Below are 26,370 nucleotides of genomic sequence, written 5' to 3'. Positions count from 1 at the left end.
GTTCGTCCGGAATGCACCAGGAACGGACGCTCGTCGGTTCCTCCGGGAAGCTGTCGCTCGGCCGTCGTCCATCCTCGTCGCATCTACGCCCACCCGCGGTTCACCGAGTGAAGGGTTAGGCCTCGGGTTCGTGGCAAACCGCTTCGATGTTGTGCCCGTCCGGACCGATGACGAAGGCGGCATAGTAGTTCGCGTGGTAGTGCGGGCGCAGACCGGGCGCACCATTGTCTTTGCCACCCGCCTCCAGGGCCGCGCGATAGAAAGCTTCGACTTGCTGGCGATTCTCGGCCGTGAACGCCAAGTGAAGATGCGCCGGCTTCTCCTCGGTTTGGTACAGGCACAATGAAGACTTACCCTTTGGGCTAAGCTCGACACCGTACGAAGGCGGCCCCTCCGAGACAACAGCTACGCCGAGCGGTTCGAGTGCCTTGAGGAAGAACGCTTTGCTCGCTGCATAGTCGCTGACTCCGAATTTGACGTGGTCAAACATGAGTTCTCCTGAAGTGCTTAGGCCTGCGCGAGGCCTAACGTGTTTTGTAGGCATGGACAAGCGGATGCTATCGGCGAATGGCAGCAACAGAGGTGAGCGGAAGTCCAACTCGGAGAACCGGACAGCGGCTTTGCAGGACTAGCTGCCATTCAACCACTTCGGACAGGTCGACGGACGAGTCGAAGACAGGCCGATCGCCCGAAAGCTAGGTATTACCCGGACCCAAACGAGTGGTCCTGTTCGCGGGCAAAATCCGCACGCCAGATCCTCCAGGTCGGATCCACGCGAAATTCCGTTCTAGTCATTCTCGATTCCATGGCTTGGTCCTGGACGTATAATGGCTGAGCAAAGCGTCTCTCGAAAGATCGTCGTCCTCACCTCGCTTCGGTACAGGCAGGGTGATCCAGGGACTTTCGAAGCGGGACCAGCTAAGCGCCGTAAGGAGGCAATTCCTGTGGCGATAGACGAACCAGACGAGCCAACCAAACGTGATTTTCTCTATTTGGTGACGACCATGGCCGGGGTGGTGGGAGTGGGTGCTGCCTCTTGGCCGCTCATCGATCAGATGCGCCCCGATGCCTCGACGCTCGCAACGGCCACCATCGAGGTGGACGTATCCTCGCTCACCGAAGGCATGTCGCTGACTGTCAAATGGCGCGGCCGCCCCGTTTTCGTTCGAAATCGGACCGCCAAGGAGGTCGAAGCGGCAAATGCGACCGCGCTTGAGGAACTCAAGGACCCCATCGCGCGAAACGCCAATCTTGCCGACGACCAGCCTGCGACCGATCTCGCCCGCTCCGCCGGGGAAGGGAAGGAGAACTGGATCGTGATGATCGGCGTATGCACGCATCTCGGCTGCGTGCCTCTAGGACAGGCGGGTGACTTCGGAGGCTGGTTCTGCCCCTGCCACGGATCGCACTATGACACCGCCGGCCGAGTCCGCAAGGGACCGGCACCAGAGAACCTTCCGATACCTCGCTTCGAATTCGTCTCCGATACAGTTGTGCGGATTGGATAAGCCTCTGGCTGTTCAATCTAGCCAGTCAAGGTCGGATGCGGCTGTCCGTCGCAAGCCCATCCGGGGCCCGGTGGTCGGAATGAAGCAGTCCGTCCAGTTTTGCGTGGATCGCCTGGGTGTCGCCCTGCTCGGCGCGCTGGATGATCAAGGTCATGACCCACACGATTAGCGTGGCCAGGCTATGCATGTCGAAGGTCTCAGGCTCAAGGATCAGCCATAGCAAGCCGTAGGCTATGACAATGAGAAACGCTTCGGGGCGCGCGGTTGCGGCCGCCTTGCCCCGCTTGACGACAGCCACATTGACCGTCCCGCGCCACCGTGCCGGCGATGGCGGAGCGCGGCTCGATGCCTCCCTGGCGCAGGTAGTCGATCTTGACTGCCAGCGTGGCGATCCGCGCGCCGCCATCGTCCGCAAGCGTTAAGCCGCTACCGATTGTCTGCCCCCTCCATGGAAAGCCCGGACAGCGGTCAAGACACCTGCCGTCAGAACCGCTATTCCGGCAATCTCCAGAACCGTTGGCGAACGGCCATGCACGGCAAGGCCGAATATCGTGCCGAAGACTGTTTCCGACACGATCAATTGGGCGGAAAGAGCGACAGGCAGCCGCTGCGCGGCGATCGTCCACGCCCATGCACCGCCGACCGAGGCCAGGAAGGCCAGGCCCGTTCCCCATAGGTAGAGAGGAGCGGCGACGTCCCAGCCGAGACCGAGCCGCGGTATCTCGAATACGCCCAAGGCAAGACCAACAGGCATGAAGGCCAGCATCTCGATCCCGCCGCCAGTCATGATAAGCGCCGTCCAGACACCGGCATCCATGCCTGGACGTTTGGCAAGGGCAGTCTGATTGACAATGCCGAACCACGTCCACAGCAATACGGCGGCGATCGCCAGCGGAGTGCCGATCGAGAGTGACCGTGTCGTCGCCATGCTGTCAGGGTCGAATACACTGACGTTGACGAGAGACAGGCCAACGACAGCCAATGTGAGCGGCAGGATCAGGGCATTCCACGCTACGCTTCGCTGGCGCAAATTGCCTACGATCGCCAGCACAACGGGCACGAACGCGAGAAATGCCGGCGCAATCACGGGACCTGCGAAAATGGCCGCGCCGACGACGGTCAGGAAGTAGCCGAGATACCCGATGAAACCGAGCCAGGCTGTTGTCACCAGGTCGCGCAACCTTAGCCCGGACAAGGCTTTTCTTCTGAATGCCAGAAATCCCAAGCCCAAAACGCCGGAGATCACAAACCGGAACAGCGCGAAATCAAAAACGGAATGGTCGCCTATGACGAAGGGAACGATGAAATTCAGCGACCACGCAAAGGCGGCAAAGAGCGCGGCGACGACGCCGATCATCATGGAGCTCGTCATTGAAGCACCTGGGTTCAAGGATTGCTGCGTGTTTGCCGGGAAGGCGATTGCTCGATCTCGCGATCGAGCAATCGTCCGTCTTAGCCTTGGGCTTCATCCGGGCCGGCGCGGAAGACGAGCAGCTTGTTGCCGTCGAGATCGCGGAAGTATGCGCAGTACGGACCATCCCCGTTCGGCCCCCGCGGCCCCGGCCTGCCCTCATCGGTCCCGCCAAGCTTCAGCGCAAGCGCATGGACTTCATCAACGTGAGCACGGGAGTGCGCGCTGAGCGCAACCATGTTGCCGTTGCCGATCGTGGCACCCTCGCCGTTGTAGGGATTGGTGACGCCAAACTCGAGACCCGTAGTGCCGAAGTACACTGCCCTGCCGGGCTGTTCGAGAATTCGTCCTACGCCGAAGAGAGCGAATAGTTTGTCATAGAAGTTTGCGGCGGTGGAAAGGTCGTTCGTTCCTACAACGGCGTGTCCCAGCAACTGATGTGCGGCTTTGGCGGCCATGGTTTCGTCCTTGTGACTGGTTCGATTTCGCCGAGGGCTTTCCGCCCCTTCGGCTCACGAGACACAAAGCGCGTTGTTCGTATATGGGATGTTTCGCGACTGCCGCAGCAATGTAATTGAATGCTGAAGCTGAGGTATCTCGATACACTTTGACACGAAGAGTCCGGCACGCCAGCCGAGCACTCAAGTAGGGCAGGACGGCAGCGTAATGAGTTTGGCGAATGTTGTTTTTGCCCTCATCCCTGTGCTTGTCACAGGGATCCAGCAGCGCCGCGTCCGCGGCGCGGAAGAGTCTTTTCAGCCCAAGGACTTGGGCTGGCTGGATTCCTGTGCCAAGCACAGGAATGAGGACCGGAGAGGATGGCCCGCCGTACCGCGTGGCGCTGTAATGCACGTTCTCCCAGGAAAGGACAGAGTGGCGAATGACAGTCAGATATCATGATGAGATTGCCTTCCCGGGATCGCCCTGTGCCGCTCCCGAATACTCCCTCGCCCTCACGCAAAGCGCCCGATGATCCCCTGGAGACGGTCGCAGGATCGCGCGAGCTGCCGTTGCGGCGCCGTCGCGAGTCCCAGCAGCAAGCCGGATTTTGCGGAATCCGGCGACGCATACCAGACCGAGAGCGGTGCCGGGGCCATTCCGAATGCCAGCGTCTCCCGGACGATGGCAACGTCCGGCGCGCCGTCCGGCAGGCGCAGCAGCACGGCCAGGCCGGCGACCGTAGCCTCCCCGGCACCCGGCATGAGACATTTCAGCAAGGCGTCGCGTTGCGCGGCGTAGACGCGCTTCGTGCGCCTGAGATGCCGCATGTAGTGGCCTTCGCGCATGAACGCGGCGGTTGCGAGCTGCACCGCCGGCCCCGGAGGCGGCGCGAGGCACGCCGCGACCTCCGCAAAACGGGATGCCAGCGCCGGTGGCGCGACGACGAAGCCGAGCCTCAGCGCGGGGCTGATGGTCTTGCTGAAGGAGCCGATGTGAATGACGCGCCCGGCGCGATCGAGCGAGGCGAGCGCCGGTGCCGCGCGGCCATCGAGCTGCAATTCGCTCAAATAGTCGTCCTCGATCACCCAAGCTTCGCTGCGGGCCGCCCAGTCGAGAAGGCGCAACCGCCGCGCCAGTGACAGGGCGGGCCCGAGCGGCGCCTGCTGCCCCGGCGTCACGACGACCAGTGCTGCATCCGGGGCATGGCGGATGCCATGGTCGACATCGATGCCGTCGGCATCGACGGGGATTGGGACGGGCGACAATCGCGCGAGCTCCAGCCCATGCCGGGTGAACGGGAAGCCGGGATCCTCCATCCAGACCTTCCGCCCCTCAAGACCGAGCACACGGAGCGCCAGTCCGAGCCCGCTGGCGTAGCCGCCGGTAATGATGACCTCGGAGGGCGAGCACTCGGTACGGCGCGCGACGGCGAGATAGGCGGCGATTTCCCGCCGCAGGTCCAGCTCGCCGCGCGGATCGGGATAAATCGCCGGCGCGCTCGATTCCGCCCGCACGGCCTGCGCGCGGATCCGGGCGAAGAGGGTTGCGGGAAAGGTTTCCTGCGCAGGCACGCCCATCTGGAAGATCGCCGGGCCCGCCGTCATCTCCAGATACCGCTCCAGGAACGAGCCGGGATCGGGCGGCTGTTCGACCCGGGCAACGGCGGCAGGCTGTTCCGCGACACGGGTTCCGGCCGCGCGCGAAGCGACGATCATCTGGGCAGCGGAGAGCTTCTCATAGGCCGTGCGCACCGTGCCGCGCGCAACACCAAGCTGGGCCGCGAGGTCCAGCCACGACGGCAGGCGCGCGCCCGGGGCGAGCACCCCGCTTTCGATCGCGGTGCTGATGCCCTTGCGGATCTGCTCGGCCAGCGGCGTCTTCGCAGTCCGGTCGAGTTCCAGTTTCAGCGGCTGGTCCATGCTCTCTTGGTACACGATTTTTGCTGTTTCTTGGTGCTTTTTTTAGAACCAGGAAACCGTCATTTCTAGGCGGCAAGGAAGAAGCGTCATCATGACCACACGCAAAGGAGAACCGTCGTCATGACCATACGATCTGTAATTGGCGCTGTCGGCGCCGCCCTCGCAATAGCTACCGCAATCCCGGCCGCAGCGCATGACCCCGGCGACGTTGTCACGCCCCACTTCGCGCAGGCCATACCCAATATTCCGGGCAAAACGCTGACCGCATTCATCGTCGATTACCCGCCGGGCGGGACTTCGGCGCCGCACAGGCACGCGGACTCGTCGTTCATCTTCGCCTACGTCCTCTCCGGAGAAATCGAATCGAAAGTGAACGACGGCCCGACGCAGATATACCGCGCCGGCGAGAGCTGGCACGAGCCGCCGGCGGCCAACCACCTCGTCAGCCGCAATGCGAGCAAGACCAGGCCCGCAAAGCTGCTCGCGGTCTTCGTCGCCGACAGCGACGAAAAGGCCCTGACCACCAACATCGAGTGAACCCACATTCAACGACAGAACAGTTTTAAGGATTAGAACAAGTGAGCAAGCGTCTCGACTACAACCAGATCGCACCGGCCGGCGTCAAAGCCCTGGGCGGAGTCTACGGCTACATCATGCAGAGCAGCCTCCCTCCGGTGCTGGTCGATCTGGTCTATCTTCGGATCTCGCAGATCAACAACTGCGCCTACTGCCTCGACATGCACACGCGCGACCTTTTGAAAAAGGGGCAGAAAATCGAGAAGATCGCGCTGGTGCAGGCATGGGCGGAAGCCGGCAATCTCTTCGACGAGCGCGAGCAGGCCGCCCTCGCCTGGGCCGAAACGGTCACGCGCGTTGCCGAGACCAACGTGCCCGACCAGGCTTACGAGGCCGCGCGGGCTGTGTTCGACGAGCGCGAACTCGTTGATCTCACGATCGCGATCGGCCTGATGAACACCTACAACCGGATGGCGATCAGTTTCCGCAATACGCCACAGGCTGCACTGGAAAACTAAGACGGGCGCCTCCATCGAAAGCCTCTGGTCCAGGACAAGCATATAACGGCTCTTTGCCAGGAATTACGTTATTTAGAGTTAGAGCAACTTCACGGTTCACGGCACACAACCGCAGCGTAACGGGCCGGCGGATGCTTTTTTCCGCCCTCATCCCTGTGCTTGTCACAGGGATCCAGCAGCGCCGCGTCTGCGGCGCGGAAGACTCCTTTCAGCCCAAGGACTTGGGCTGGCTGGATTCCTGTGACAAGCACAGGAATGAGGGCCGGAGGAGAAGCGTTGGTGAACGGCATCCGACGAGAGCAGCAACCGTGTAGCTTGCTTCACCGAAAACCACGAAATGCCCTCAAAACTAGGGAGTTTGGCTAATGAAGATATTCATCGCAGGTGCCACGGGTGCCGTCGGCCTGCCGCTGGTGCGGGTGCTCTTGACCCTCGGCCATCAGGTGACCGGCATGACACGCCCAGGCCCCGGGTCGGATCGTCTGCGCGAGCTCGGGGCAGAGGTGTCTTTCGCCGATGCCTTCGACCGCAAAGCGGTCCACCGCGCGATCGAGGCGGCGGCGCCGGATGTGGTGATCGACCAACTCACCTGGCTTCCGGCGAACCCAGCCGACATCATCAAGGCGATGCCGAACGATACGCGCCTCCACCGCGAGGGCGGCGCCAATCTCATCGCCGCGGCCGAGGAGCTCGGCGTCCGCCGCTACATCATGCAGTCTCGCGGCTTCTACCTGGAGGCTCCGGCGGGAGAGCTCGCCGACGAGACCGCGAGGCTGAGATACGACGCACCCGGCGAGATCGGCGAAAGCACGCGCGCCATCGGCGTCTATGAGGACCGGGTGCTCGCCTCGCCGTCTCTCGACGGCGTCGTGCTCCGCTACGGCTTCTTCTACGGTCCCGGCACCTGGTACCGGCCGGAGGGAGCCATTGCGGATCAGGCGCGCAAGGGAGAGTCGGCGATCATCGGCGAAGGAAATGGCGTCTGGTCGTTCGTCCACATCGACGACGCGATCGCCGCGACGATCGCCTCGCTGACAGCCGAGCCGGGCGTCTACAATGTCGTCGACGACGATCCCCTGCCCGTCTCCGAATGGCTACCCGCCTTCGCCCGATGGGTCGGTGCGCCGGAGCCGCGGCGCCTGAGCGTAGAGGACGCGCTGAAATCGGCGGGGGAGGAAGCGGTCTACTACCACACCCGGCTGACCGGCGCCTCCAACGCCCTGGCGAAGGAAAAACTCGGCTTCGCGCCACGGCCGCTTCTATGGAAGCACGCTTGACAGTTCGCCATTTATGGAAGGCGTCGGCGGCATTGGATCGGCCTTCCTCCTACATAGCGATACAGTTTGTGGGCATCTGAACACATTCAAGATACGAGCATGCGTCAGTTTCGCGCAACGGTTCGGACCGACCCGCGAGCCGTGAGACCGAGGCATGACATGGGATCGTTCGCTCACAACGTGAAAGAGAGCCTCCCAAGACGTGACTATTCGGTCCTTCGCCTGCTGGGCTCATGTTTATGTCCGGCATGAGGAAATGGGTCTCTGAACCAAAGGAACGACTGAAATGATCCTGCTCATCAAGACGCTTACCGCCGCCACCGCCGCTACTGTGCTCGCAACCGGCGCCTTCGCCCAGAGCGCGCGGGAGATCCGCGGCCCTTCACCCTATGTTGCCGTCGAGAACGAGCCCGCGCCCAAGCTGATCGTGGACCCCCCGCTTCCCGAGGGGATTGCCCAGGGCGTCTACTGGGCCCAGTACCGGGTGGAGAACCTGCGCATCGTGCCGGTGTTCGGAGCCGGCGCCGTCGACGTGTCTCCACGCATCGGGCATCTCCACGTTATCGTGGATGACCTGCCGTGGTGGTGGGCGGACGCGAGTGACAACAACACGGTCGATATAGCCAATTTCCCGCCCGGACCGCACAAGGTGAATATCCGGTTGGTGGACGCCAATCACAACGTGATCCCCGGGCAGGAGGTGACGCATACGTTCACAGTCCCCGACACGGCGGCTCCTCACACGCACTGAGGATCGCTCTCCAATGCTCTGCCGCGCAGTTGACAACTGCGCGGTCCTGAACGTGACGGCCAACGGCACGTTGGTCGTCCTGGGCTAAAGTGAGGTTATCATGCACGAGAACGAAGTATTCGTTAGAACAGCCTCGGAGCCGGAAGCGGAAGGGCTCACCGGGCTTGGCATCGTCGCAGCCGCTGCGGCCATTCGCAATGGCGACATCTCGTCGGAGTCCTATACGGCCGCTCTCCTTAAGCGCGCCCGGACGCACTCCGATCTAAATGCGTTCATTACGATAGACGAAGCATCTGCGCTGGCGGCAGCCAGAAATGCGGACAAGGCACGCGCCGCTGGTTCCACTGCTCCCCTGCTCGGCGTTCCGTTGGCGGTCAAGGACAGCTATCTGACTCGAGGACTGCGAACGACGCTTGGGGTGCGGAATCTCGAAGGTTTCGTGCCGGAAAAGGACGCCGAGGCCGTTGGCGCGATCAAGGATGCCGGCGGCATCGTCTTCGGCAAAAATAACCTCGTTGAAATGTCCTACGGTTTGACCGGCAACAACAGCCCCTATGGCCAGGTGAAAAACCCCCATAACCGCAATCATGTCTCTGGGGGCTCCTCCAGTGGGGCGGGCGCGTCCGTAGCGGCTCGCATCGTACCCGCGGCCCTAGGGGGCGATACGGTAGGTTCGATCCGAGTGCCTGCGTCGCTGTGTGGCGTGGTTGGCTTCAAGCCCACGACGGGACGGTGGCCAGGTAACGGGGTCGCGCCGATCTCTCATACCCTCGATACAACAGGCGTGCTTGCGCGCAATGTCGAAGACTGCGCCCTGATCGATCAAATCGTCACGAAAGCTGAAGCGACCGCACGCTCCGATCGATCTGACCTGAAGGGTGTCAGGTTAGCCTATGCGCCGCGGCAGCATCTTGATCTGGTCGAGCCTGACATCGAGGCGCATTTCAACGACACGGTTCGGCGGCTACGCGAGGCTGGTGCCGAGATTGTCTCGATAGACCTCGGAGAAGACTTCTCCTCGATCACCGAAAGGGCAACGTGGAACATCTTTTTCCATGAGACGATGGAAGCGATCTCAGGATTTCTTCATCACAACGGCGTTCCAACTTCGTTCGACGCAATCTATAACGGCTTGAAACCCGGTCTAAGAGAAGCTTGGGGGCACGTCGTCTTGCCGAGCGGACCTGGATATATTTCTCGCGAGACATATGAGGCAACGCTATCGCTCGATCGCCCGGAAATTCAACGCCGGTTCAACGAAGCCTTTGCCCGCAGCGGGGCTGCTGCACTTCTCTTTCCAGCGACTCCCTGCACGGCACCATTGATCGAGCATCAGTCGAAGTTCTCAATCGCGGATCAGGAAGTCAGCGATCTGGTTCTGGCAAAGAACACCATCGCCGCGAGCCTGGCCGGTTTGCCAGGTATCAGCATTCCTACGGGCCTGTCTAAAAACGGGCTTCCGCTAGGGCTTGAGATGGACGGTGCGCACGGGCGGGACGGTAGCCTCCTCGAACTCGCACGTCGTGTGGAAGCGGCCGTCGGGATGCTGCCATCACCTGGCTGAACGATCGGCGCTGCTCGATCAAGATCTAAACAACGGAGACATGCAATGACCTACAAGAAGACCGACGAAGCGGTCAGCAAGCTCACACCCGAGCAGTTTCGGGTGACCCAGCAGAACGGCACCGAGCGCCCCTTCACGGGGGAGTATCATGACAACAAGCGGCCGGGGATCTATGTCGACATCGTTTCCGGCGAGCCCCTGTTCGCGTCGTCCGACAAGTTCGATTCCGGCTGCGGCTGGCCGAGCTTCACCAAGCCGATCGTGCCGGCAAACGTCAAGGAACTCAGGGACGACTCCTATGGTATGATCCGCACCGAGGTTCGCTCGATGCATGGCGACAGTCACCTCGGCCATGTGTTTCCCGACGGCCCCGAAGACCGGGGCGGACTGCGTTACTGCATCAATTCCGCCGCCCTGCGCTTCATTCCGCGAGAGGAAATGGAGGCCGAGGGCTACGGCGCCTATATCAACCAGGTAGAGGACATCTGAATGACCGAGAGAGCTGTTTTGGCCGGTGGCTGCTTCTGGGGGATGCAGGACTTGATCCGCAAGCTCCCCGGCGTGGTCGCGACCCGCGTGGGTTACACGGGCGGCGACGTGCCGAACGCGACCTACCGCAATCACGGTACCCACGCCGAGGGCATCGAGATCATCTTCGATCCCGAGAAGATCAGCTACAGGCGGATTCTGGAGTTCTTCTTCCAGATCCACGATCCGACCACGAAAAACCGGCAGGGCAACGACATCGGCCTCTCCTACCGGTCGGCGATCTACTACGCCGACGACGAGCAGAAGCGAATTGCCGAGGACACCATCGCGGATGTCGACGCTTCGGGCCTGTGGCCGGGCAAGGTCGTGACCGAAGTCGAGCCGGTCGGCGACTTCTGGGAGGCGGAGCCGGAGCACCAGGATTACCTGGAGCATTACCCGAGCGGCTATACCTGCCACTTCCCGCGCCCCAACTGGGTGCTGCCCCGGCGGTCGGCGGCCGAATAGCGACTTAGCTCCGAATGGCCCGGCGGATACGCCGGGCCTGAAGGTTCGGCCTGGAACGGCTGCTTGTTTCCTTAACCCCCAGCCGATTTAAGGAAACATGCAGTAGCAAGGGCGACGATGCCGGATGTGGAGGGATGCCATGTTGAGGGGCACGTGCCTGTGCGGAAGTGTCAGCGTCGAGGTGACAGGCCCGATTGAACATCAGCCTGAAGCTTGCCATTGCAGGATGTGTCGAAAACAGTCCGGCCACGTCCTCGCTGCTGTGAACGTTCGGCGCGATGCGCTCTCGGTCGGCGGTGAGCAACACATCCGTTGGTACCGATCGTCCGACAAAATCGAACGTGGATTCTGTTCTGAGTGCGGCTCGACGTTGTTCTGGAAGCCGACGATTGAAGACTATCAGCTCACAGCGGTCGCGATGGGTCTTTTCGATGGTCCGACCGGATTGCATCTCTCCAAACACACATTTGTCGGGGACAAGGGCGACTATTACGAGATCACAGACGGTCTGCCGCAGAGCGACAGCTACTGACCGCGCGCCAACCGGCGGTCATTTCAGGGGATGGGTGGTAACGGCTGAGCAAGATAACGACGATGTTCAGGTATCGATGCGCCAGTCACGCGACCACCGGCGCTCCGTCATCGAGACCGCTACGTGGGTGCAGCACCGTGAGTGACTCCGTCTGACCGCAACACCGATGCTGTGGGAGCGGCGCCCCCATTCCGGTGCGCGGTGGATTCCTGTGACGCCAGACCACAACCGACGAGCCTGCAGCAGGCTGCTGTCGTGTACCGTAGCGCCTGAAAAGACGCGCAAAGGTGTAGGTACCCGGTCGCCCTTGCCGATGTAGAATGCGTACCCTTACAGCAAAGGAGCGCACCATGGCCTTCAACACGCAACGGCTCCAATTTCCCGGTCATTCCGGCGCAACGCTTGCCGCACGCCTCGATCTGCCCAACGGGCCATTGCGTGCCTACGCAATTTTTGCCCATTGCTTCACCTGTTCCAAGGATTTGGCGTCAGCGCGCCGCGTTGCGGCCGAGCTTGCGCGCGAAGGCATCGCTGTCCTGCGCTTCGATTTCACGGGCCTGGGATCGAGTGAGGGCGAATTCGCCTCGACGAACTTTACCTCCAATGTCGCCGACCTGCTTTCGGCCGCCGACTATCTCCGCCAACACTATGAGGCACCGTCGTTGCTGATCGGCCACTCGCTCGGCGGCGCCGCGGTCCTCGCCGTCGCCGGCAACATTCCCGAAGTGCGCGCTGTGGCCACCATCGGCGCGCCGGCCGATGTCGGCCACGTGTTGAAGAATTTTGGAACGAGCCTCGAGGAAATCGAGAAGAGCGGCGCCGCCGACGTCGATCTCGCCGGGCGCAAATTCCTGATCAGAAAGCAGTTCGTCGAGGACGCGCGTGCGCAGCGCATCAAGGACGCCGTTGCGAGCCTGAAAAAGCCGCTCCTCGTGCTTCATGCGCCGTTGGACCAGACGGTCGGGATCGAGAACGCCACCGAAATCTTCCTCGCGGCCAAACATCCGAAGAGCTTCGTTTCGCTAGACAAGGCCGACCACCTGCTCACCGATCCTGAAGACGCGGCCTTCGCCGGTCGGATCATTTCGGGATGGCTGACGCGTTATCTTGCCGCCGACACGCCGCAGGGCACTGAGCCGATCGAACATGTCCGGGTGATGGAAACGGGCGAAGGCAAGTTTCAGAACGCGGTTCAGGCCGGCGGCCATCGGCTTTTCGCCGACGAACCCGAAACCGTGGGCGGGCTCGATTCCGGACCGTCGCCCTATGATTTCCTGTCGATCGCACTTGGCGCCTGCACCTCGATGACGCTGCGCCTCTATGCCGATCACACGGGGCTCGCGCTCGGCCGCATCGGCGTCGACGTCTCGCATGCCAAGATCCACGCCAAGGATTGCGAGGAATGCACCGAGTCGGAGCGCAGCGGCGGCGCCAGGATCGACCACTTCGAGCGCGTCATATCCATCGACGGCGAGGTCTCGGAGGAGCTTCGCGGCAAGATCGTCGAAATTGCCGGCAAGTGTCCCGTCCATCGCACGCTCGAAGCCGTGGCGAAGATGAGGACCGTCGTGAAATCATAAGCCCCCGCATGTTCAAAAGCGCCACAACGTCCTGCCTCATCGGTTGCCGTGCGGCAAGGCTTTCCTCGGATCCCTCATTCCTGTGACAAGCACAGGGATAAGGGCGAGAAGAGCATCCCAATTGCGTTACTGTCGTGTACCGTGGCGTCTGAAAGACACCACGGCGCTGTAGGGGAGAGCACGATAGTTCAGCCGTCCTCCCCGAACAGCATCGCAAGTGGTTCCGGTTTAAGGACCCTGCCGCGGCTAACGCCACTCGGCGATCCTGTGGTACCCTCTTGCGAAGACATGAAGAGGGGGGCCGATGCGATGTTGCGCGTGTTGGCGTTGATCTTGTTGCTCACAGGAATCCCGATGCAGGCGGCCGCCGCACCTCCGGATGCGGCGCCCCCGGATGTCGACCTGGAACTCGTGCTGGCGGTCGACATGTCGGGCTCGATGGACATGGAGGAGGCGCGTGTACAGCGCCGCGGCTACCTGGAGGCCCTGAGACACCCGGGCTTCATCAACGCCATCAAGGGCGGTTACCTGGGCCGCATTGCCATCGGCTATTTCGAATGGGCGGGACTGGTGAACGAAGCATCGGTGCTGGCCTGGCAGGTGATCGACGACGCCGAGGATGTCGAAGCCTTCGCCGCGCGGCTCGAAGCGCGCCCGGTCGGCACCCGACGCGGGACCTCCATCTCCAACGCGATCCTGTTCGGCACCAACCTGATCGAGTCCAATGCCTACGCCGGGGCGCGCCGCGTCCTTGACCTTTCCGGCGACGGGCACAACAACACCGGACCGCCGGTCGCGCCCGCGCGTGCCGCCGCGCTGGAGCGCGGGATCGTCATCAACGGATTGGCGATCCTCATCCGGCCATCCGGTTCGGGCGTTCCGCTCGATCAGTATTATTCGGAATGCGTCATCGGCGGCCCCGGCTCCTTCATGATTCCGGTGCACGAGGCGGAGGACTTTGCGATCGCCGTTCGCCAGAAGCTGCTCCTCGAGGTCAGCGGCCGCACGCCTCAATGGGCGCCCCAGCCGGCCGCTGCGACACCCCCGGTCGATTGCCTGATCGGCGAAAAGCTCAATCCGAACTTTCTCGAACGGGTGTTTCCGGAATTGAATCGGTAGTCAGATTTCGCCGATCACCATCCAGACGATGACAGCCGCGAGCAGCACCCATGTCGAGATGACTGCGATCATTCCCGCTCGACTGACCGGGCGCTCGGTGCGCTTCGCCGCCTCGATGCGCAAGTCCGTCAGAACGTCGGCTGGGATCAGCTTGAGCGCGGCGACGATGCCGATCGGGACGATGACGAGGTCATCGAGATATCCGAGGACCGGCACAAAGTCTGGTATCAGATCGACCGGCGACAAGGCATAGGCCGCGACCGCGCCGGCGGCGAGCTTCGCATACCAGGGAACGCGCCGGTCACGCGCCGCCATCCACAGGACGACGACATCCCGCTTGACGCCTTTCGCCCATTTCTTTGTCCGGTCCAGCCACTGCATGTTCCCTAGATACAAGATTCCCGCCGGCACCGCACTTGCGTCTTCCTCGCACGGGTCAACAGCAGGGCCATCAGAGTGATACCCGATCTGATTGGATCGTTTTGGAAACCGCTGGGGTTCGCGCGTCGCAGCCTCTCCGGGCCGCCCCGTGGCTGCACCCCCTCTGCCCTGCCGGGCATTTCCCCCACAAGGGGGAGATTGGCCGGAAGCAAGGCACTGCCCGACAGCCAACTCGCAGATGCCGAAGTCGTCCAGGTCAACACCGCGCGCACAGGGTCACTAAACGCCGCGCATAGAGGGGCCAGTAGTTGAGCGAGACATCGCCACTTGCCAATCTCCCCCCTTGTGGGGGAGATGCCCGGCAGGGCAGAGGGGGTTATTGCCGGTCCTGCTTTTCGCCATTGATCGGTCTCGCCTAGACGACGCCGAATATCACGTCGTTGGCAGAGAGTGCCGCGAGCGAAACGCCTTCGATCAGTAGCCCGTGGGTGTCGGAGCCGTTGAAGGCGACGTACACGCCGGAGTCCGTCTCGGTCGAGGCTGCAAGGAAACCAGCGTAATCGTGAATGCCGGTATTGTCCTCAGCGGCGGAAGAGAACGCGATCACATCGCCGCCCCTGGTGTCGAAGTCGCGGATCCGGTCGATGCCCACCTGGCCCGGGCTTTCGGTCGACCAGAGGAACGTGTCCGCGCCGCTGCCGCCGACCAATATGTCGGCGCCATTGCCGCCGCTCAACATGTCATCGTGGAGGCCGCCGTAGAGGAAATCCGCGCCATCGCCGCCGAACAGCCGGTCGTTGTCCGAGTCGCCGCGCAGCTCATCGTTCCCGCCCCGGCCTTCGAGAAGGTCGTTGCCGCCGAGCGCATGGAAGGCGTCGTTGCCGTCTCCACCCCGCAACACATCGTTCCTGATCCCGGCCGAGACCGTGAAGTCCTCCACATTGGCAAAGGTCAATCCGGTCTGAGTGGCGCCGCGCATCGCGTCGAAATCGATCGCATCCGGCAGCGCGCCCAGGTTCAGTTGGAGCAGGTCGCGCCCTTCGCCGCCATCGACCTCTCCCCTGAAATAAGCGATGAACGAGTCGTTACCGGCACCTCCGAGCATGACCGATCCATCGCCCAGACTGCCGCTACCGGGAGTGGCGTCCCTGATCCAGTCGTCGCCGGCGCCGCCATCGAGCATGTCCCTGCCGCCATCATTGGCGAGCGTGTCCTTGCCGTCGCCGCCGAAGGCCACGTCGTTGCCGACGCCCGTCGATATCGTGTCGTTCCCTCCGCCGCCATCGATGCGGTCGTTGCCGCCTTCACCATTGAACGAGTCACCACCGGCCCCGCCCTCGAGGCGGTCGTCGCCGGCGCCGGCGTATACGAACAAATAGGCGAGATTGCCGGCGATCACTGTGTCGTTGCCGCTGCCGAGTGCAACGCTCGCCTGCTCGATGCTGCGGAACACCGTTCCCGTGTGTGCGCGGCCAGCCGCGAAATCGATGGTGGCGTCGCTGGTGCGCACTCTTTCCTCGATCCGCACCCAGTCCTCGCCAAGCCCACCGTCGATCTCGGCGGAATAAAGCGTCGTCGTAATGCCGTCGTTGCCATCGCCACCGAAAAGGCGGTTGGCGCCGCGCCCGTCGACGATCGTGTCGTCCCCTGCCCCCGCGTTAACGACGTCATTGCCGGCTTGCGTCTGGATGACGTCTCTAAGGACGCTCCCTTGGATACGGTCGTTTCCGCTTCCCGTCGTCAATTGGATTTGCTCGATATCGTAGTGCTGGAAGAAAAGATGCCGCTCGGCGGGCGTCTGGTATCCGAGGATGCCGTGACCGTTCTCGCCGTTGAACACCACCTGATTTGAAGTCGCGGAGAGATCGATCGCCAGCACATCGTCGCCGCTGCCGCCGAAGACGGTCCCGCCCGCTTCGACGAGGACAAAACGGTCGTTTCCCTCGCCGCCGTCGAGGCGGTCATGGCCGCCGGTATTGGTGATGATGTCGCGCCCGGCTCCCCCCTCGACGACATCGTCGCCGGCTCCGGTCGAGATCCTGTCACTCGCGGCGGTCCCCGTGATGCGGTCGTTGCCGCTTCCCGCCGTGAGCCTCAGCCACTCTATGTCGTGGAAGAAGATGTGCCGTTCGTCCGCGCTCTGGTATCCGATGATGCCGTGACCGCTTTCCCCGTTGAACTCCAGCCGATCGGAAGTCATGGAGAGATCGATGATCAACCCGTCATAGCCAGCACCTCCGGTCACGGCGCCACCGGTGCCGACAAGGACGATCTGGTCGTCATCCGCTCCGGCGTCGAGACGGTCGTAGCCGCTCGAGCTCGTCAGGACATCGCGTCCGTCACCGCCATCGACGAAATCGTCACCGCCGCCCGCATCGATATCGTCCCAACCGGGTAGACCCCAGATGTAGTCAGTTTCATCGGTGCCTTGCAACACGTCGTTGGAATAGGAGCCTTCGATCTTGGCCATGTCGTTATCCTCCGAACGCTGGCTTGCGATGCAAATATAATTCGCGATCGCATATATAATCTGGCATCTCTCCGAACGTATACATATGAGCATGACCAAGCAACTTGAAATTATTTCGCTATTTCAAGCAATTTATTTCAAACATTATATTAGTATCCCCTCAATATAAATACATTTGGCAGCACCGGAGGTAAACTATATTAGCGAGTGGATCTCTAACGGGCTCGCATTCAACACCAGCCTTGGACGCCCGTGATGGACTGCGGTGCTCTTCGATACGATCAATGGGACGCGTCAGAGGATTTGCGCCCGAAGGGCGAGCGTGCCCGCTTGCTGCTGGGGGACGTCCCAGCTTGGGCGGCCGCTGGCGTGGCGCGCCCACTGCATGTTTCCTCAAATCGTAGCCGATTTAAGGAAAAAACATGCAGCAATTTCAAAGTGCTACAGCGTCCTTTGCGCGTCTGATAAGACGCGCGGCGCTGTAGGCGCAATTTACACGCTTATGCGATGTGCCGCCGTCACTCCGGCAGCCCGGCCAGCCGCAGGCCATCGGCGAACTGCTTGAGATCCTCCGGGCGATGGATCGGCAGCCAGTCCCTGAGTTTGGAGACACGCAGGGATGGGTCGAGTGCGCGCAACCGCTGCATCGCCTGCCTTGCTTCGTCGCTGCGCCCGGCAAGCGCGTGGCTTGCCGCGACCAGGGCGACGGCCATCAGGAAACTGGGCAGGTTCCCGACCGCCTTCTCCGCCGAAGCCGAGGCGGAATCGAAGCGTCCCGCGAAGAAGTGCGTCAGCGCCGTTCCGGCCTGCATGCGAAACATCTCAGGATCCAACGGGCTCAAGCGAACGGCATGGGCGAAATGCTCGACCGCGCTCTGCGTTTCGCCGCGGAAGGCGCGCAGGAAGCCGCCGAGGAACCAGGCCGGGGCGAGGTTCGGGTTGAGAAACTTCGCCCTCTCGAGAAGCGCGATGCCGCCATCGAGGTCGCCGGTGAGATGGGCGAGCGCATGCCCTCCCCGCGTCAGCGCCACCGCATCGTCCCGGCCAAGCTCCACCGCAAGCCGCGCCAGCCGCGCACCCTCGGCGATCTCTCGGGCGCGGTCGGTCATCCAGCCATTGACCTTTCGCCAGAAATGGCACCAGGCCGCCATGCCATAGGCCGACGCAAATTCCGGGTCGAGCTCGGTCGCCCGGTAGAACAAGGGCAGTGCCGCCTCGATCGCCTCCCGGGTTCCGCTGTGCAGTTTTGCCATGCCGCGCAGGTAATAGTCGTAGGCGTCGAGGCTTTCCGTCGGCTTGCGCTTGGCGCGTTCGATCTCCGCGCGCTCGAGCTGCGGCGCAATCGCGCCGACGACGCTTTCGGCGATCTGGTCCTGCAGCTCGAAGATGTCGTCGAGCGTGCCTTCGAAACGCTCCGCCCAGAGATTCATGCCGGTCGTGGCGTCGATCAGCTGCCCGGTGATGCGCACCTTGTTGCCGGACTTGCGCACGCTGCCCTCCAGCACGTAGCGCACGCCAAGCTCCCGGCCGACTTCCTTCACGTCGACTGCGCGCCCCTTGTAGGTGAAGCTCGAATTGCGCGCGATGACGAACAGCCAGCGCAAGCGCGAAAGCGCCGCGATGATGTCCTCCACCACGCCGTCGGCGAAATATTCCTGCTCCGGATCGCCGCTGAGATTGAGGAACGGCAGGACGGTAATGGAGGGCTTGTCCGGGAGGACGAGCGGGGGCGGCTCCTTCTGCACGCCGGAGCCGTGGTCGGCGACGCCCGGCCCGTCGGGCTGCCGCGCTTCCCCGATCTCGTCGAGGCTGATCTCGCCGACGAAACGGAAGCCCTTGCGGGCGACGGTGCGGATGAGGCGCTGTTCCTCGCCGCTGTCGCCGATGGCCTTGCGAACCGCGTTGATGTGGCTGGTGATGGTCGATTCCGAGACGATCCGGCCGCCCCACACTGCCTGTAGCAGGTCGTCCTTGCTGACGACGCGATCGCGGTTCCTGACGAGATGGAGCAACAGGTCGAAGACCTGCGGCCCGACGGCGACGACCTGCGCACGCAGCGTAAGCTCGCGGCGCTCCGGATCGAGCACGTAGTCTCCAAACACGAACGGCACGTCGGTATCCCCCGGCGAATGCTTCCGTCCCTTGATAGCACGGCAAGGCGTGTTTAGGGCGATTCCCGGAAAAGTGTGTAGCGGTTTTCCGTCCGCCGCTTCAAAGGTAAGAGCATCCGGTGCCCATCGAGCGACAGCACGTAATTGGGTTTGGCTGATGCTTTTTCGCTCTCATTAAGTCAGTTGAGTCGTGACGGCCGCCCCACGCACCCTCATTCCTGTGCTCGTCACAGGAATGAGGGTGCCCAAGTCCTTGGGCGCGGGAGAACGTGCGCGCAACTGAAGCGGAACCACAATTGTGGCGGCATCTGTGTTGCTGCGAGACCGAGTCATTCACGGCGCGGACGCGCCGTGGCTGGATTCCTGTGACAAGCACAGGAATGAGGAACGGAGGAGAACCTTGCCGTAGCGCAACCGACGAGGAGCAGTACGCTGCTGTCGTGTACTGTGCCATCCGGCAATCCGCCTTGGACGAATAACCAAGCTTCCTTCAAGATCAATTCAAGCCCGCCGCAAGGACTTCTCTCGATCGCCGAGGCACTCTCCAGACACATCGACGGCAATGGTTGCGGTCGGGAGACAAGGAGAGAAGCCATGAAGATCGTCGTCATCGGGGGCACGGGCCTCATCGGATCGAAGCTTGTGAAGACCCTCAAGGAGCGCGGCCATGATGCGCTTGCCGCCTCTCCCAACACGGGCGTCAACACCATCACCCGCGAGGGGCTGGCGGAAGCGCTCGACGGCGCCGACGTCGTCGTCGACGTGGCAAACGCCCCGGTCTGGGAAGACAAGGCCGTGCTCGAGTTTTTCCAGACGTCGGGCCGTAACCTCCTGGCCGCGGAAGCCGCCGCCGGCGTCCGGCACCATGTTGCCCTGTCGATCGTCGGTACCGAACGGCTTCCGGAGAACGGCTATTTCCGGGCGAAGGTCGCACAGGAAAACCTCATCAAGGGGTCCGGCATTCCCTACACCATCCTGCGTGCCACGCAGTTCTTCGAGTTTGTCGGCGGCATTGCCCAGTCGGCCACCGTCGGCGAGGAGATCCGCGTGTCGCCGGCGCTGTTCCAACCGATCGCGTCCGACGACGTGGTGGCGGCGCTCGCCGAAGTCACGCTCGCTGCGCCGGTCAACGGCACCGTCGAAGTCGCCGGTCCGGAGGCGATCCCGCTCGACGAAGTGGTCAGGCGCTTCCTCAAGGCAACGAAGGACCCGCGCAAGGTCGTGCCGGACGTCCACGCCCGCTACTTCGGCGGCATCATCGACGATCAATCGCTGACACCTGGCCAGAACCCGCGCCTCGGATCGATCCGCTTCGAGAACTGGCTCGCCCAGTCACAGGCTCAGTGAGCAGCCGTCGACCGAAGGAACGCCCCCTGGATCCACCGCGATCCGGGGGACGCCGACCGACAATTTTCAGCCATGATGGAGAATGGAAATGCTCACACGATTTCTCGCGAGTCTTGCGCTCGCAGCATTGTCGATCACCACAGCCTCTGCCGAAGACGGACACGGGGACAAGGTGACGATCGTATTCGACCGGCCGCTTCCGAATGTGCCGGGCAAAAGCATGAAGGGTGTGCTCGTCGAATACGAGCCTGGCGGCTCGTCGCCCGGCCACACGCACCCGGACTCCGCCTTCATCTATGCGACGGTGCTTGAAGGCGCGATCGTCAGCAGCGTCAATGGCGAGCCGGAACGGACCTACAAGGCCGGCGACAACTTCTACGAAGAGCCCGGCGCCCGTCATGGGGTCAGCAAGAACGCCAGCGACACGGAACCGTCAAGCCTGCTCGCCGTCTTCGTCGTCGACACCGCCGAAAAGGAACTGACCACACCCACCACGGAGTGAGCGGGTCCTCGACGCAGAGCCCTGGCGGAAGGCTCGCCGGGGCTGCTTCGCATCCGCGCACGGGGAACCTCTGCAGGGATCGACGGCGCGTGTGCCCACCGGACTGACATCTCCTCCGCCATCTCCCACACGCCGAAGCCAGTCATTCACGGCGCCGAAGGCCTCCATTGACGCAACGACGGTCGTATGCGCCTTCCGATGTCCGCTTCGCCTCAAGATACTTGAAGGCGGATGACAGCTCTGAGCCCATACCTACCGGCGGGCGATCTGCTAAACTGTTCGAATGATGACAACCAATCAATACAGTTTTCGCAAGGTGACGCTGGATGATCTCGATATGCTCATGGGATGGCAATCGAACCCGCATGTCCGTGAATGGTGGGGTTCAGATGAGCCATACAATGAAGCGGACTTGGCTGATCCTCGGGTAGCGCGCTGGATTGTTTCAAACGCCGAACGCCCATTTGCGTTCATGCAGGACTACACAGTTCACGGGTGGGAAGATCACCATTTTGCCTATCTTCCCAAAGGCTCGCGGGGAATTGACCAATATATCGGAGACCCCGAAATGGTCGGTGTTGGGCATGGATCAGCATTTATCAGCATGAGAATGCAGGTTCTCTTTGATGAGGGGGCACCTGTGATCGCGACTGATCCGCATCCAGACAATGCACGGGCGATAGCCGTCTACAAGAAGCTGGGTTTCGAGCCGTTTGGACCACCTCAGAAGACAAAGTGGGGTCTGATCTTGCCCATGTTGGCTAAGAACTAAGCGTCGCGCAGGCAACGGCAGCAATGTCCGCGCGCTGCCGAAATACGCCGAGGATTGGTCAAACTCGGCGGTTATGCCGAGAGCCGACATCGGCTAGCTATCGTTATGAGTACACGGCCTAGCATTCTCGCCCGACTCATTCGCTGAAAAGCGCCGTTCTCGGCGCCTCCGCAGTTCCCCGCCGTCGCCGTGTTCCCCCGTCATCCTCGGGCTTGACCCGAGGATCCAAACTCATGGCTGACGACCCGCGCTGGCCGAAATTGGAGGTTTGGTTCTGGATCCTCGGGTCAAGCCCGAGGATGACAGAACAAGCCAAAGGGCATGCTCCTCTCCTTGGGTCGCGGCGAGCACAGAAACGAATATCGGGAAGGCTCGTCGCATCGGTAACGGAAGATCTCACCCGTCTCCCACCCAACCGAAGCGTGGTATAATCGCTCATTGGCGGAGGGGGACATTCCATGGTTACGCAACCGACCTTCAAAACGCTCGAACATCGCGGCTGGAGCGAGCGCGCCCGGATCTACGATCGCTATTCGGGCCGGTTCTGCCGCTACGGCGTAGCGGCGCTCATCGATGCGGCCGGGATCAGCCGCGGTCAGACGACGCTCGATGTCTGTTGCGGCACCGGAGAGGCAAGCCTGGCGGCCGCCGCGTGCGGCGCGATCGTCACCGGCGTCGACTTTTCCGAGGACATGATCGTGGCGGCACAAGCCAAGGGCAGCAACGTCAATTTCCAGGTCGGCGACGCCGAGGCGCTCATCTTCGAGGACGCCGCGTTCGACCGCGTCATCAACAATTTCGGCACCCTGCATCTGGCCGACCCGGAGCGGGCGATTGCCGAGGCCGCGCGGGTGCTGAAGCCCGGCGGCCGCTACGCCTTCACCGTCTGGCGCGGGCCGGAGATCGCGCCGCTGTTCCGGATCGTTCCCGAGGTCGTCAGCGCCCACGGCACGCTCGAAGTCGACCTGCCGCCCGCGCCGCCGATGTTCCGCTTCGCCGAGCGGGAGGAGGCGATGCGGGTGCTCTCGGCGGCCGGCTTCACCGACGTCACCTTCGGCGACATCCCCGCCACGCTCGACTTCCCGCTCGCCGAGCTTTCCGACTTCTTCCGCCACGCCTTCGTCCGCCTGACGATGGTGCTCGACAGGCAGGAGCCGACGGCACGGGCACGGATAGAGGAAGCGCTCGGCGAACGCTTCCAAGACTTCACCGACAACGGCATCGTCCACCTGCCGCTCCCCGCCCTCGTCGTCAGCGCCGCGCGCGCCTGAAGAACAGCGCCCCGTTTCCGCCGGTGGGCCGATCGGCTATATCTCGCGCATGATGGAGTCGCGGCGTGCTTTCGGCCAGTTTGTCCTCGATCCCGCCCGCGGCCTCCTGCTGCGGCATGGCGAATCCGTCGCTCTTGACCAACGGGGTCTCGCCCTTCTTCAAGCGCTGCTGATCCAACGAATCTTGCCATACACACATTAAGACGGACAGCAAGATTGGCGATTGGCACAGTGCGACGCGGCAATGATTTCAATCTGGAAGTGAAATCGGTATTGTGGTATATCGCAGCGAGAGAGATTTCAGTTCCGCCTCTCGATGAGGCGTATTCTTCTTTCTTACTTCGCGCATACGAGTTCCTGGAGTGCTTTGTAGGTCTGTCGATCCGCATCGATGCGGATGCGTTGGATCGATGCAGCACTCGGCGGCGTTGACAGCACCGCAACAATGGGAGGGAGGACCAGCGGGCGCGACGCAGGCACTCACAGCAAATCCAGAAACGGCTGCCGGCATTGGACCCTGATCCGCCCGGACCGGTCACTTTGCTTGGCTCATTGAAGGAGTGAGCAGATGAAGCGCAAAGTTGGCATTTGCAGTCTCTTCGCATTTACTCTTGCAGCAGCTTCGTGGGCGGATCCGTCTGACGCTCTCGCCCAGGAGGCACAACAAAAGCCCAACATCCTGTTCATCGTATCCGATGACACCGGCTATGGCGATCTCGGCCCCTATGGCGGCGGCGAAGGCCGTGGCATGCCGACCCCGAACATCGACAAGCTGGCGGAAGAGGGAATGACCTTCTTTTCCTTCTACGCTCAGCCAAGCTGCACGCCGGGCCGCGCCGCGATGCAGACCGGACGCATTCCGAACCGCAGCGGCATGACGACCGTGGCCTTCCAGGGCCAGGGTGGCGGCCTGCCGGCAGCTGAGTGGACGCTTGCGTCGGTGTTGAAGCGAGGAGGTTATCAGACCTATTTCACCGGCAAGTGGCACCTTGGCGAGGCAGACTACGCGCTGCCGAACGCGCAGGGCTATGACGAGATGAAATATGTCGGCCTCTATCATCTCAACGCCTACACCTATGCCGACCCGACCTGGTTTCCCGATATGGACGCGGAAACACGGGCCCTGTTCCAGAAGGTGACGAAAGGCTCGCTGTCCGGCAAGGCTGGCGGCCAAGTGACGGAGGACTTCAAGATCAACGGCCAGTACGTCGACACGCCCGTGATCGACGGCAAGCCGGGCGTTGTGGGCATCCCGTTCTTCGATGGGTATGTCGAGAAGGCGGCGATAGAATTCCTGGACGCCGCCGCCAAGAAACCGGATCAACCGTTCTTCATCAACGTCAACTTCATGAAGGTGCACCAACCCAACCTTCCGGCCCCCGAATTCCAGCACAAATCCCTGTCTAAGACGAAGTATGCCGACTCGGTTGTGGAGCTCGACACGCGCATCGGAAGGATCATGGACAAACTGCGTGAAACCGGCATGGACAGGAACACGCTGGTTTTCTACACGACCGACAACGGGGCCTGGCAGGACGTTTATCCGGATGCCGGGTACACGCCGTTCCGTGGCACCAAGGGCACCGTGCGCGAAGGCGGCAATCGGGTCCCAGCGATCGCGCTCTGGCCGAGCAAGATCAAGCCGGGTTCGAAGAGCCATGATGTTGTCGGCGGTCTCGACCTGATGGCGACATTCGCTTCGGTCGCCGGTGTGGCGTTACCCGACAAGGATCGCGAGGACAAGCCCATCATCTTCGACAGCATCGACATGTCGCCGGTTCTGCTCGGCACAGGCGAATCGGCGCGCAAGAACTGGTTTTACTTCACAGAGAATGAGCTGACGCCCGGCGCTGCGCGCGTCGGCCATTACAAGGCCGTGTTCAACCTGCGCGGTGACAACGGGGCCTCGACCGGTGGACTCGCGGTCGACACGAATCTCGGCTGGAAGGGTGCCCAGTCCTACGTGGCGATCGTACCGCAGGTATTCGATCTGTGGCAGGATCCGCAGGAGCGCTACGACGTATTCATGAATAACTATACCGAGCACACCTGGACCCTGGTCTCCATCTCCGCGGCCATCAAGGACCTCATGAAAACCTATGTCGAGTACCCGCCGCGCAAGCTGCAGAGCATGGGCTACGACGGCCCGATCGAACTCTCCAAATACCAGATGCTGCAGTCGGTTCGGGAGCAGCTCGAGAAGGAGGGCGTCAACATTTCCGCTCCGACCGGAAACTAGATGGCTTTGGCGGTCCCGGAGTAATCCGGGGCCGCCGCCTGTCCCTGCGGAGGATTCGGGAACGCACTCAGCCGATTAGAGAAAGGGGCTCGACGATGACTACCTGTGACTTCCTCAAGCTCGCTCGCGGTGCGGCGCTCGGTATCGCGGCCAGCTTGTTTATCGTTGTTTCGGCGCAGGCCCAGAACGACCCACTGCCTTCGTGGAATGACACCGCCCCTAAGACGGCCATCGTCTCCTTCGTCGAGAAGGTGACCAAGGAAAACTCGCCCGACTTCGTTCCGGAACCGGAGCGCATCGCCGTCTTCGACAACGACGGCACGCTGTGGGTCGAGCATCCGATGTATACCCAGCTCGCCTTCGCGCTCGACCGCGTGAAGGCCGAGGCTCCGTCCCATCCGGAATGGAAGGACACGCAGCCGTTCAAGGCCGTGCTCGAAGGTGACATGAAGACCCTCGCCGCATCCGGCGAAAAGGGTCTTATGGAGATCATGATGGCGGCTCATGCGGGAATGACCAGCGACGAGTTCCAAAAGATCGTTTCCGATTGGCTTGCCACCGCACGCGACCCGAAGTTCAAGAAACCCTATACCGAACTTGTCTACCAGCCGATGCTCGAACTGCTCGACTATCTCCGCGCCAACGGCTTCAAGACCTTCATCGTGTCGGGTGGCGGCATCGAATTCATGCGGCCATGGACCGAGCAGGTCTACGGCGTTCCGCCGGAGCAGGTCGTCGGCTCGTCGATAAAGACACAGTTCGAGATGCGTGACGGCACGCCCAGCCTGTTCCGCCTGCCACAAATCAACTTCATCGATGACAAGGCAGGCAAGCCAGTCGGTATCAACGAACATATCGGCCGTCGCCCGATCGCCGCCTTCGGCAACTCCGACGGCGATCTGGAAATGCTGCAATGGACGACGATGACGGGCGGGAGCGTCCGTTTCGGTATGCTCATTCATCACACCGACGCTGAACGCGAATACGCCTACGACCGGGACACGGAATTCGGCCGCCTCGACAAGGCGCTTGATGCTGCCGCCTTGAACCAGTGGACGGTTGTGGACATGAAGGCCGACTGGAAACAGGTTTTTCCGGAGAAGTAGCACTGCGTTCTCGACGGTTCCGTTGAAGGCGGTCGGTAC

26 protein-coding genes are annotated in these 26,370 nt (G+C 62.2%); 17 read left to right on the top strand and 9 right to left on the bottom strand.

The window, feature by feature from the left end:
- Positions 1 to 115 precede the first annotated feature (115 nt).
- A complete protein-coding gene (locus PZN02_RS14190) occupies positions 116 to 490 on the bottom strand; it encodes a VOC family protein (protein WP_280658606.1) in 375 nt (124 codons plus the stop codon).
- A 514-nt stretch (positions 491 to 1,004) separates the two neighbouring features.
- Here PZN02_RS14190 and petA point away from each other — a divergent pair.
- A complete protein-coding gene (gene petA / locus PZN02_RS14185; RefSeq protein ID WP_280661499.1) occupies positions 1,005 to 1,508 on the top strand; it encodes a ubiquinol-cytochrome c reductase iron-sulfur subunit in 504 nt (167 codons plus the stop codon).
- A gap of 25 nt (positions 1,509 to 1,533) precedes the next feature.
- Here petA and PZN02_RS14180 read toward each other — a convergent pair whose 3' ends face one another.
- The 4 genes from PZN02_RS14180 to pdxR all read right to left on the bottom strand — a co-directional run bounded on the left by PZN02_RS14180 (position 1,534) and on the right by pdxR (position 5,279).
- Positions 1,534 to 1,806, bottom strand: coding sequence for a hypothetical protein (locus PZN02_RS14180; protein ID WP_280658605.1), 273 nt, complete (start codon positions 1,804 to 1,806; stop codon positions 1,534 to 1,536).
- Between the two features lie 120 nt (positions 1,807 to 1,926).
- The gene (locus tag PZN02_RS14175) at positions 1,927 to 2,880 is read right to left on the bottom strand and encodes a DMT family transporter (protein WP_280658604.1); all 954 of its coding nucleotides are present in this window, start codon (positions 2,878 to 2,880) and stop codon (positions 1,927 to 1,929) included.
- A gap of 80 nt (positions 2,881 to 2,960) precedes the next feature.
- Complete coding sequence (locus PZN02_RS14170) at positions 2,961 to 3,377, bottom strand: VOC family protein (protein ID WP_280658603.1); 417 nt, start codon at positions 3,375 to 3,377, stop codon at positions 2,961 to 2,963.
- A 495-nt stretch (positions 3,378 to 3,872) separates the two neighbouring features.
- On the bottom strand, positions 3,873 to 5,279 hold the full coding sequence (pdxR, locus tag PZN02_RS14165) for a MocR-like pyridoxine biosynthesis transcription factor PdxR (protein WP_280658602.1): 1,407 nt from the start codon (positions 5,277 to 5,279) through the stop codon (positions 3,873 to 3,875).
- Positions 5,280 to 5,399: 120 nt separating this feature from the next.
- On the opposite strand from pdxR, the gene PZN02_RS14160 reads away from it, so the two are divergent.
- From PZN02_RS14160 to PZN02_RS14115, 10 genes are all read left to right on the top strand, one after another.
- Positions 5,400 to 5,816, top strand: a complete 417-nt coding sequence (locus PZN02_RS14160) for a cupin domain-containing protein (RefSeq protein ID WP_280658601.1) — start codon at positions 5,400 to 5,402, stop codon at positions 5,814 to 5,816.
- Between the two features lie 41 nt (positions 5,817 to 5,857).
- Entirely contained in the window at positions 5,858 to 6,313 is a 456-nt protein-coding gene (locus PZN02_RS14155; RefSeq protein WP_280658600.1) for a carboxymuconolactone decarboxylase family protein, read from the top strand.
- Between the two features lie 365 nt (positions 6,314 to 6,678).
- A complete protein-coding gene (locus PZN02_RS14150; protein ID WP_280658599.1) occupies positions 6,679 to 7,590 on the top strand; it encodes an NAD-dependent epimerase/dehydratase family protein in 912 nt (303 codons plus the stop codon).
- Positions 7,591 to 7,876: 286 nt separating this feature from the next.
- Positions 7,877 to 8,341: a DUF6130 family protein gene (locus tag PZN02_RS14145; protein ID WP_179875720.1), complete on the top strand. Its 465-nt coding sequence runs from the start codon at positions 7,877 to 7,879 to the stop codon at positions 8,339 to 8,341.
- 100 nt (positions 8,342 to 8,441) lie between these two features.
- Positions 8,442 to 9,905: an amidase family protein gene (locus PZN02_RS14140; protein ID WP_280658598.1), complete on the top strand. Its 1,464-nt coding sequence runs from the start codon at positions 8,442 to 8,444 to the stop codon at positions 9,903 to 9,905.
- Between the two features lie 45 nt (positions 9,906 to 9,950).
- Complete coding sequence (gene msrB / locus PZN02_RS14135; RefSeq protein ID WP_280658597.1) at positions 9,951 to 10,394, top strand: peptide-methionine (R)-S-oxide reductase MsrB; 444 nt, start codon at positions 9,951 to 9,953, stop codon at positions 10,392 to 10,394.
- The gene (gene msrA / locus PZN02_RS14130; RefSeq protein ID WP_280658596.1) at positions 10,395 to 10,901 is read left to right on the top strand and encodes a peptide-methionine (S)-S-oxide reductase MsrA; all 507 of its coding nucleotides are present in this window, start codon (positions 10,395 to 10,397) and stop codon (positions 10,899 to 10,901) included.
- Positions 10,902 to 11,040: 139 nt separating this feature from the next.
- Entirely contained in the window at positions 11,041 to 11,433 is a 393-nt protein-coding gene (locus PZN02_RS14125; protein ID WP_280658595.1) for a GFA family protein, read from the top strand.
- Between the two features lie 350 nt (positions 11,434 to 11,783).
- A complete protein-coding gene (locus PZN02_RS14120; RefSeq protein WP_280658594.1) occupies positions 11,784 to 13,013 on the top strand; it encodes a bifunctional alpha/beta hydrolase/OsmC family protein in 1,230 nt (409 codons plus the stop codon).
- A 309-nt stretch (positions 13,014 to 13,322) separates the two neighbouring features.
- Positions 13,323 to 14,132 (top strand): DUF1194 domain-containing protein, encoded by an 810-nt coding sequence (locus PZN02_RS14115; protein WP_280658593.1) that lies wholly within the window; start codon positions 13,323 to 13,325, stop codon positions 14,130 to 14,132.
- Here the strand turns inward: PZN02_RS14115 and PZN02_RS14110 are convergent, their stop codons facing one another.
- From PZN02_RS14110 to PZN02_RS14100, 3 genes are all read right to left on the bottom strand, one after another.
- Entirely contained in the window at positions 14,133 to 14,513 is a 381-nt protein-coding gene (locus tag PZN02_RS14110) for a YkvA family protein (protein WP_280661498.1), read from the bottom strand.
- Between the two features lie 415 nt (positions 14,514 to 14,928).
- Positions 14,929 to 16,983 carry an SMc04171 family calcium-binding repeat protein gene (locus PZN02_RS14105; protein ID WP_280658592.1) on the bottom strand — a complete coding sequence of 685 codons (2,055 nt, stop codon included), beginning with the start codon at positions 16,981 to 16,983 and terminating at the stop codon, positions 14,929 to 14,931.
- A 518-nt stretch (positions 16,984 to 17,501) separates the two neighbouring features.
- Complete coding sequence (locus PZN02_RS14100; protein ID WP_280658591.1) at positions 17,502 to 19,094, bottom strand: winged helix-turn-helix domain-containing tetratricopeptide repeat protein; 1,593 nt, start codon at positions 19,092 to 19,094, stop codon at positions 17,502 to 17,504.
- A gap of 594 nt (positions 19,095 to 19,688) precedes the next feature.
- Here PZN02_RS14100 and PZN02_RS14095 point away from each other — a divergent pair.
- From PZN02_RS14095 to PZN02_RS14080, 4 genes are all read left to right on the top strand, one after another.
- Positions 19,689 to 20,441, top strand: coding sequence for an SDR family oxidoreductase (locus PZN02_RS14095; RefSeq protein WP_280658590.1), 753 nt, complete (start codon positions 19,689 to 19,691; stop codon positions 20,439 to 20,441).
- An 88-nt stretch (positions 20,442 to 20,529) separates the two neighbouring features.
- Positions 20,530 to 20,943, top strand: coding sequence for a cupin domain-containing protein (locus tag PZN02_RS14090; protein WP_280658589.1), 414 nt, complete (start codon positions 20,530 to 20,532; stop codon positions 20,941 to 20,943).
- A 283-nt stretch (positions 20,944 to 21,226) separates the two neighbouring features.
- A complete protein-coding gene (locus PZN02_RS14085) occupies positions 21,227 to 21,715 on the top strand; it encodes a GNAT family N-acetyltransferase (protein WP_280658588.1) in 489 nt (162 codons plus the stop codon).
- A 458-nt stretch (positions 21,716 to 22,173) separates the two neighbouring features.
- Positions 22,174 to 22,986, top strand: coding sequence for a class I SAM-dependent methyltransferase (locus PZN02_RS14080; protein ID WP_280658587.1), 813 nt, complete (start codon positions 22,174 to 22,176; stop codon positions 22,984 to 22,986).
- On the opposite strand, the gene PZN02_RS14075 is transcribed toward PZN02_RS14080, so the two are convergent.
- Positions 22,967 to 23,164: a hypothetical protein gene (locus tag PZN02_RS14075; protein WP_280661577.1), complete on the bottom strand. Its 198-nt coding sequence runs from the start codon at positions 23,162 to 23,164 to the stop codon at positions 22,967 to 22,969. The genes PZN02_RS14080 and PZN02_RS14075 overlap by 20 nt on opposite strands.
- 390 nt (positions 23,165 to 23,554) lie before the next feature.
- On the opposite strand from PZN02_RS14075, the gene PZN02_RS14070 reads away from it, so the two are divergent.
- Both PZN02_RS14070 and PZN02_RS14065 read left to right on the top strand, forming a co-directional pair.
- Positions 23,555 to 25,225, top strand: a complete 1,671-nt coding sequence (locus PZN02_RS14070; protein ID WP_280658586.1) for an arylsulfatase — start codon at positions 23,555 to 23,557, stop codon at positions 25,223 to 25,225.
- A gap of 95 nt (positions 25,226 to 25,320) precedes the next feature.
- A complete protein-coding gene (locus tag PZN02_RS14065) occupies positions 25,321 to 26,331 on the top strand; it encodes an HAD family hydrolase (RefSeq protein WP_280658585.1) in 1,011 nt (336 codons plus the stop codon).
- The last annotated feature ends 39 nt before the right edge of the window (positions 26,332 to 26,370 follow it).

It is taken from the genome of Sinorhizobium garamanticum (assembly GCF_029892065.1).
Lineage (GTDB): Bacteria > Pseudomonadota > Alphaproteobacteria > Rhizobiales > Rhizobiaceae > Sinorhizobium > Sinorhizobium garamanticum.
Note: the sequence above shows the minus strand (reverse complement) of the source record. Positions and strands in the feature narration are given on the sequence as shown.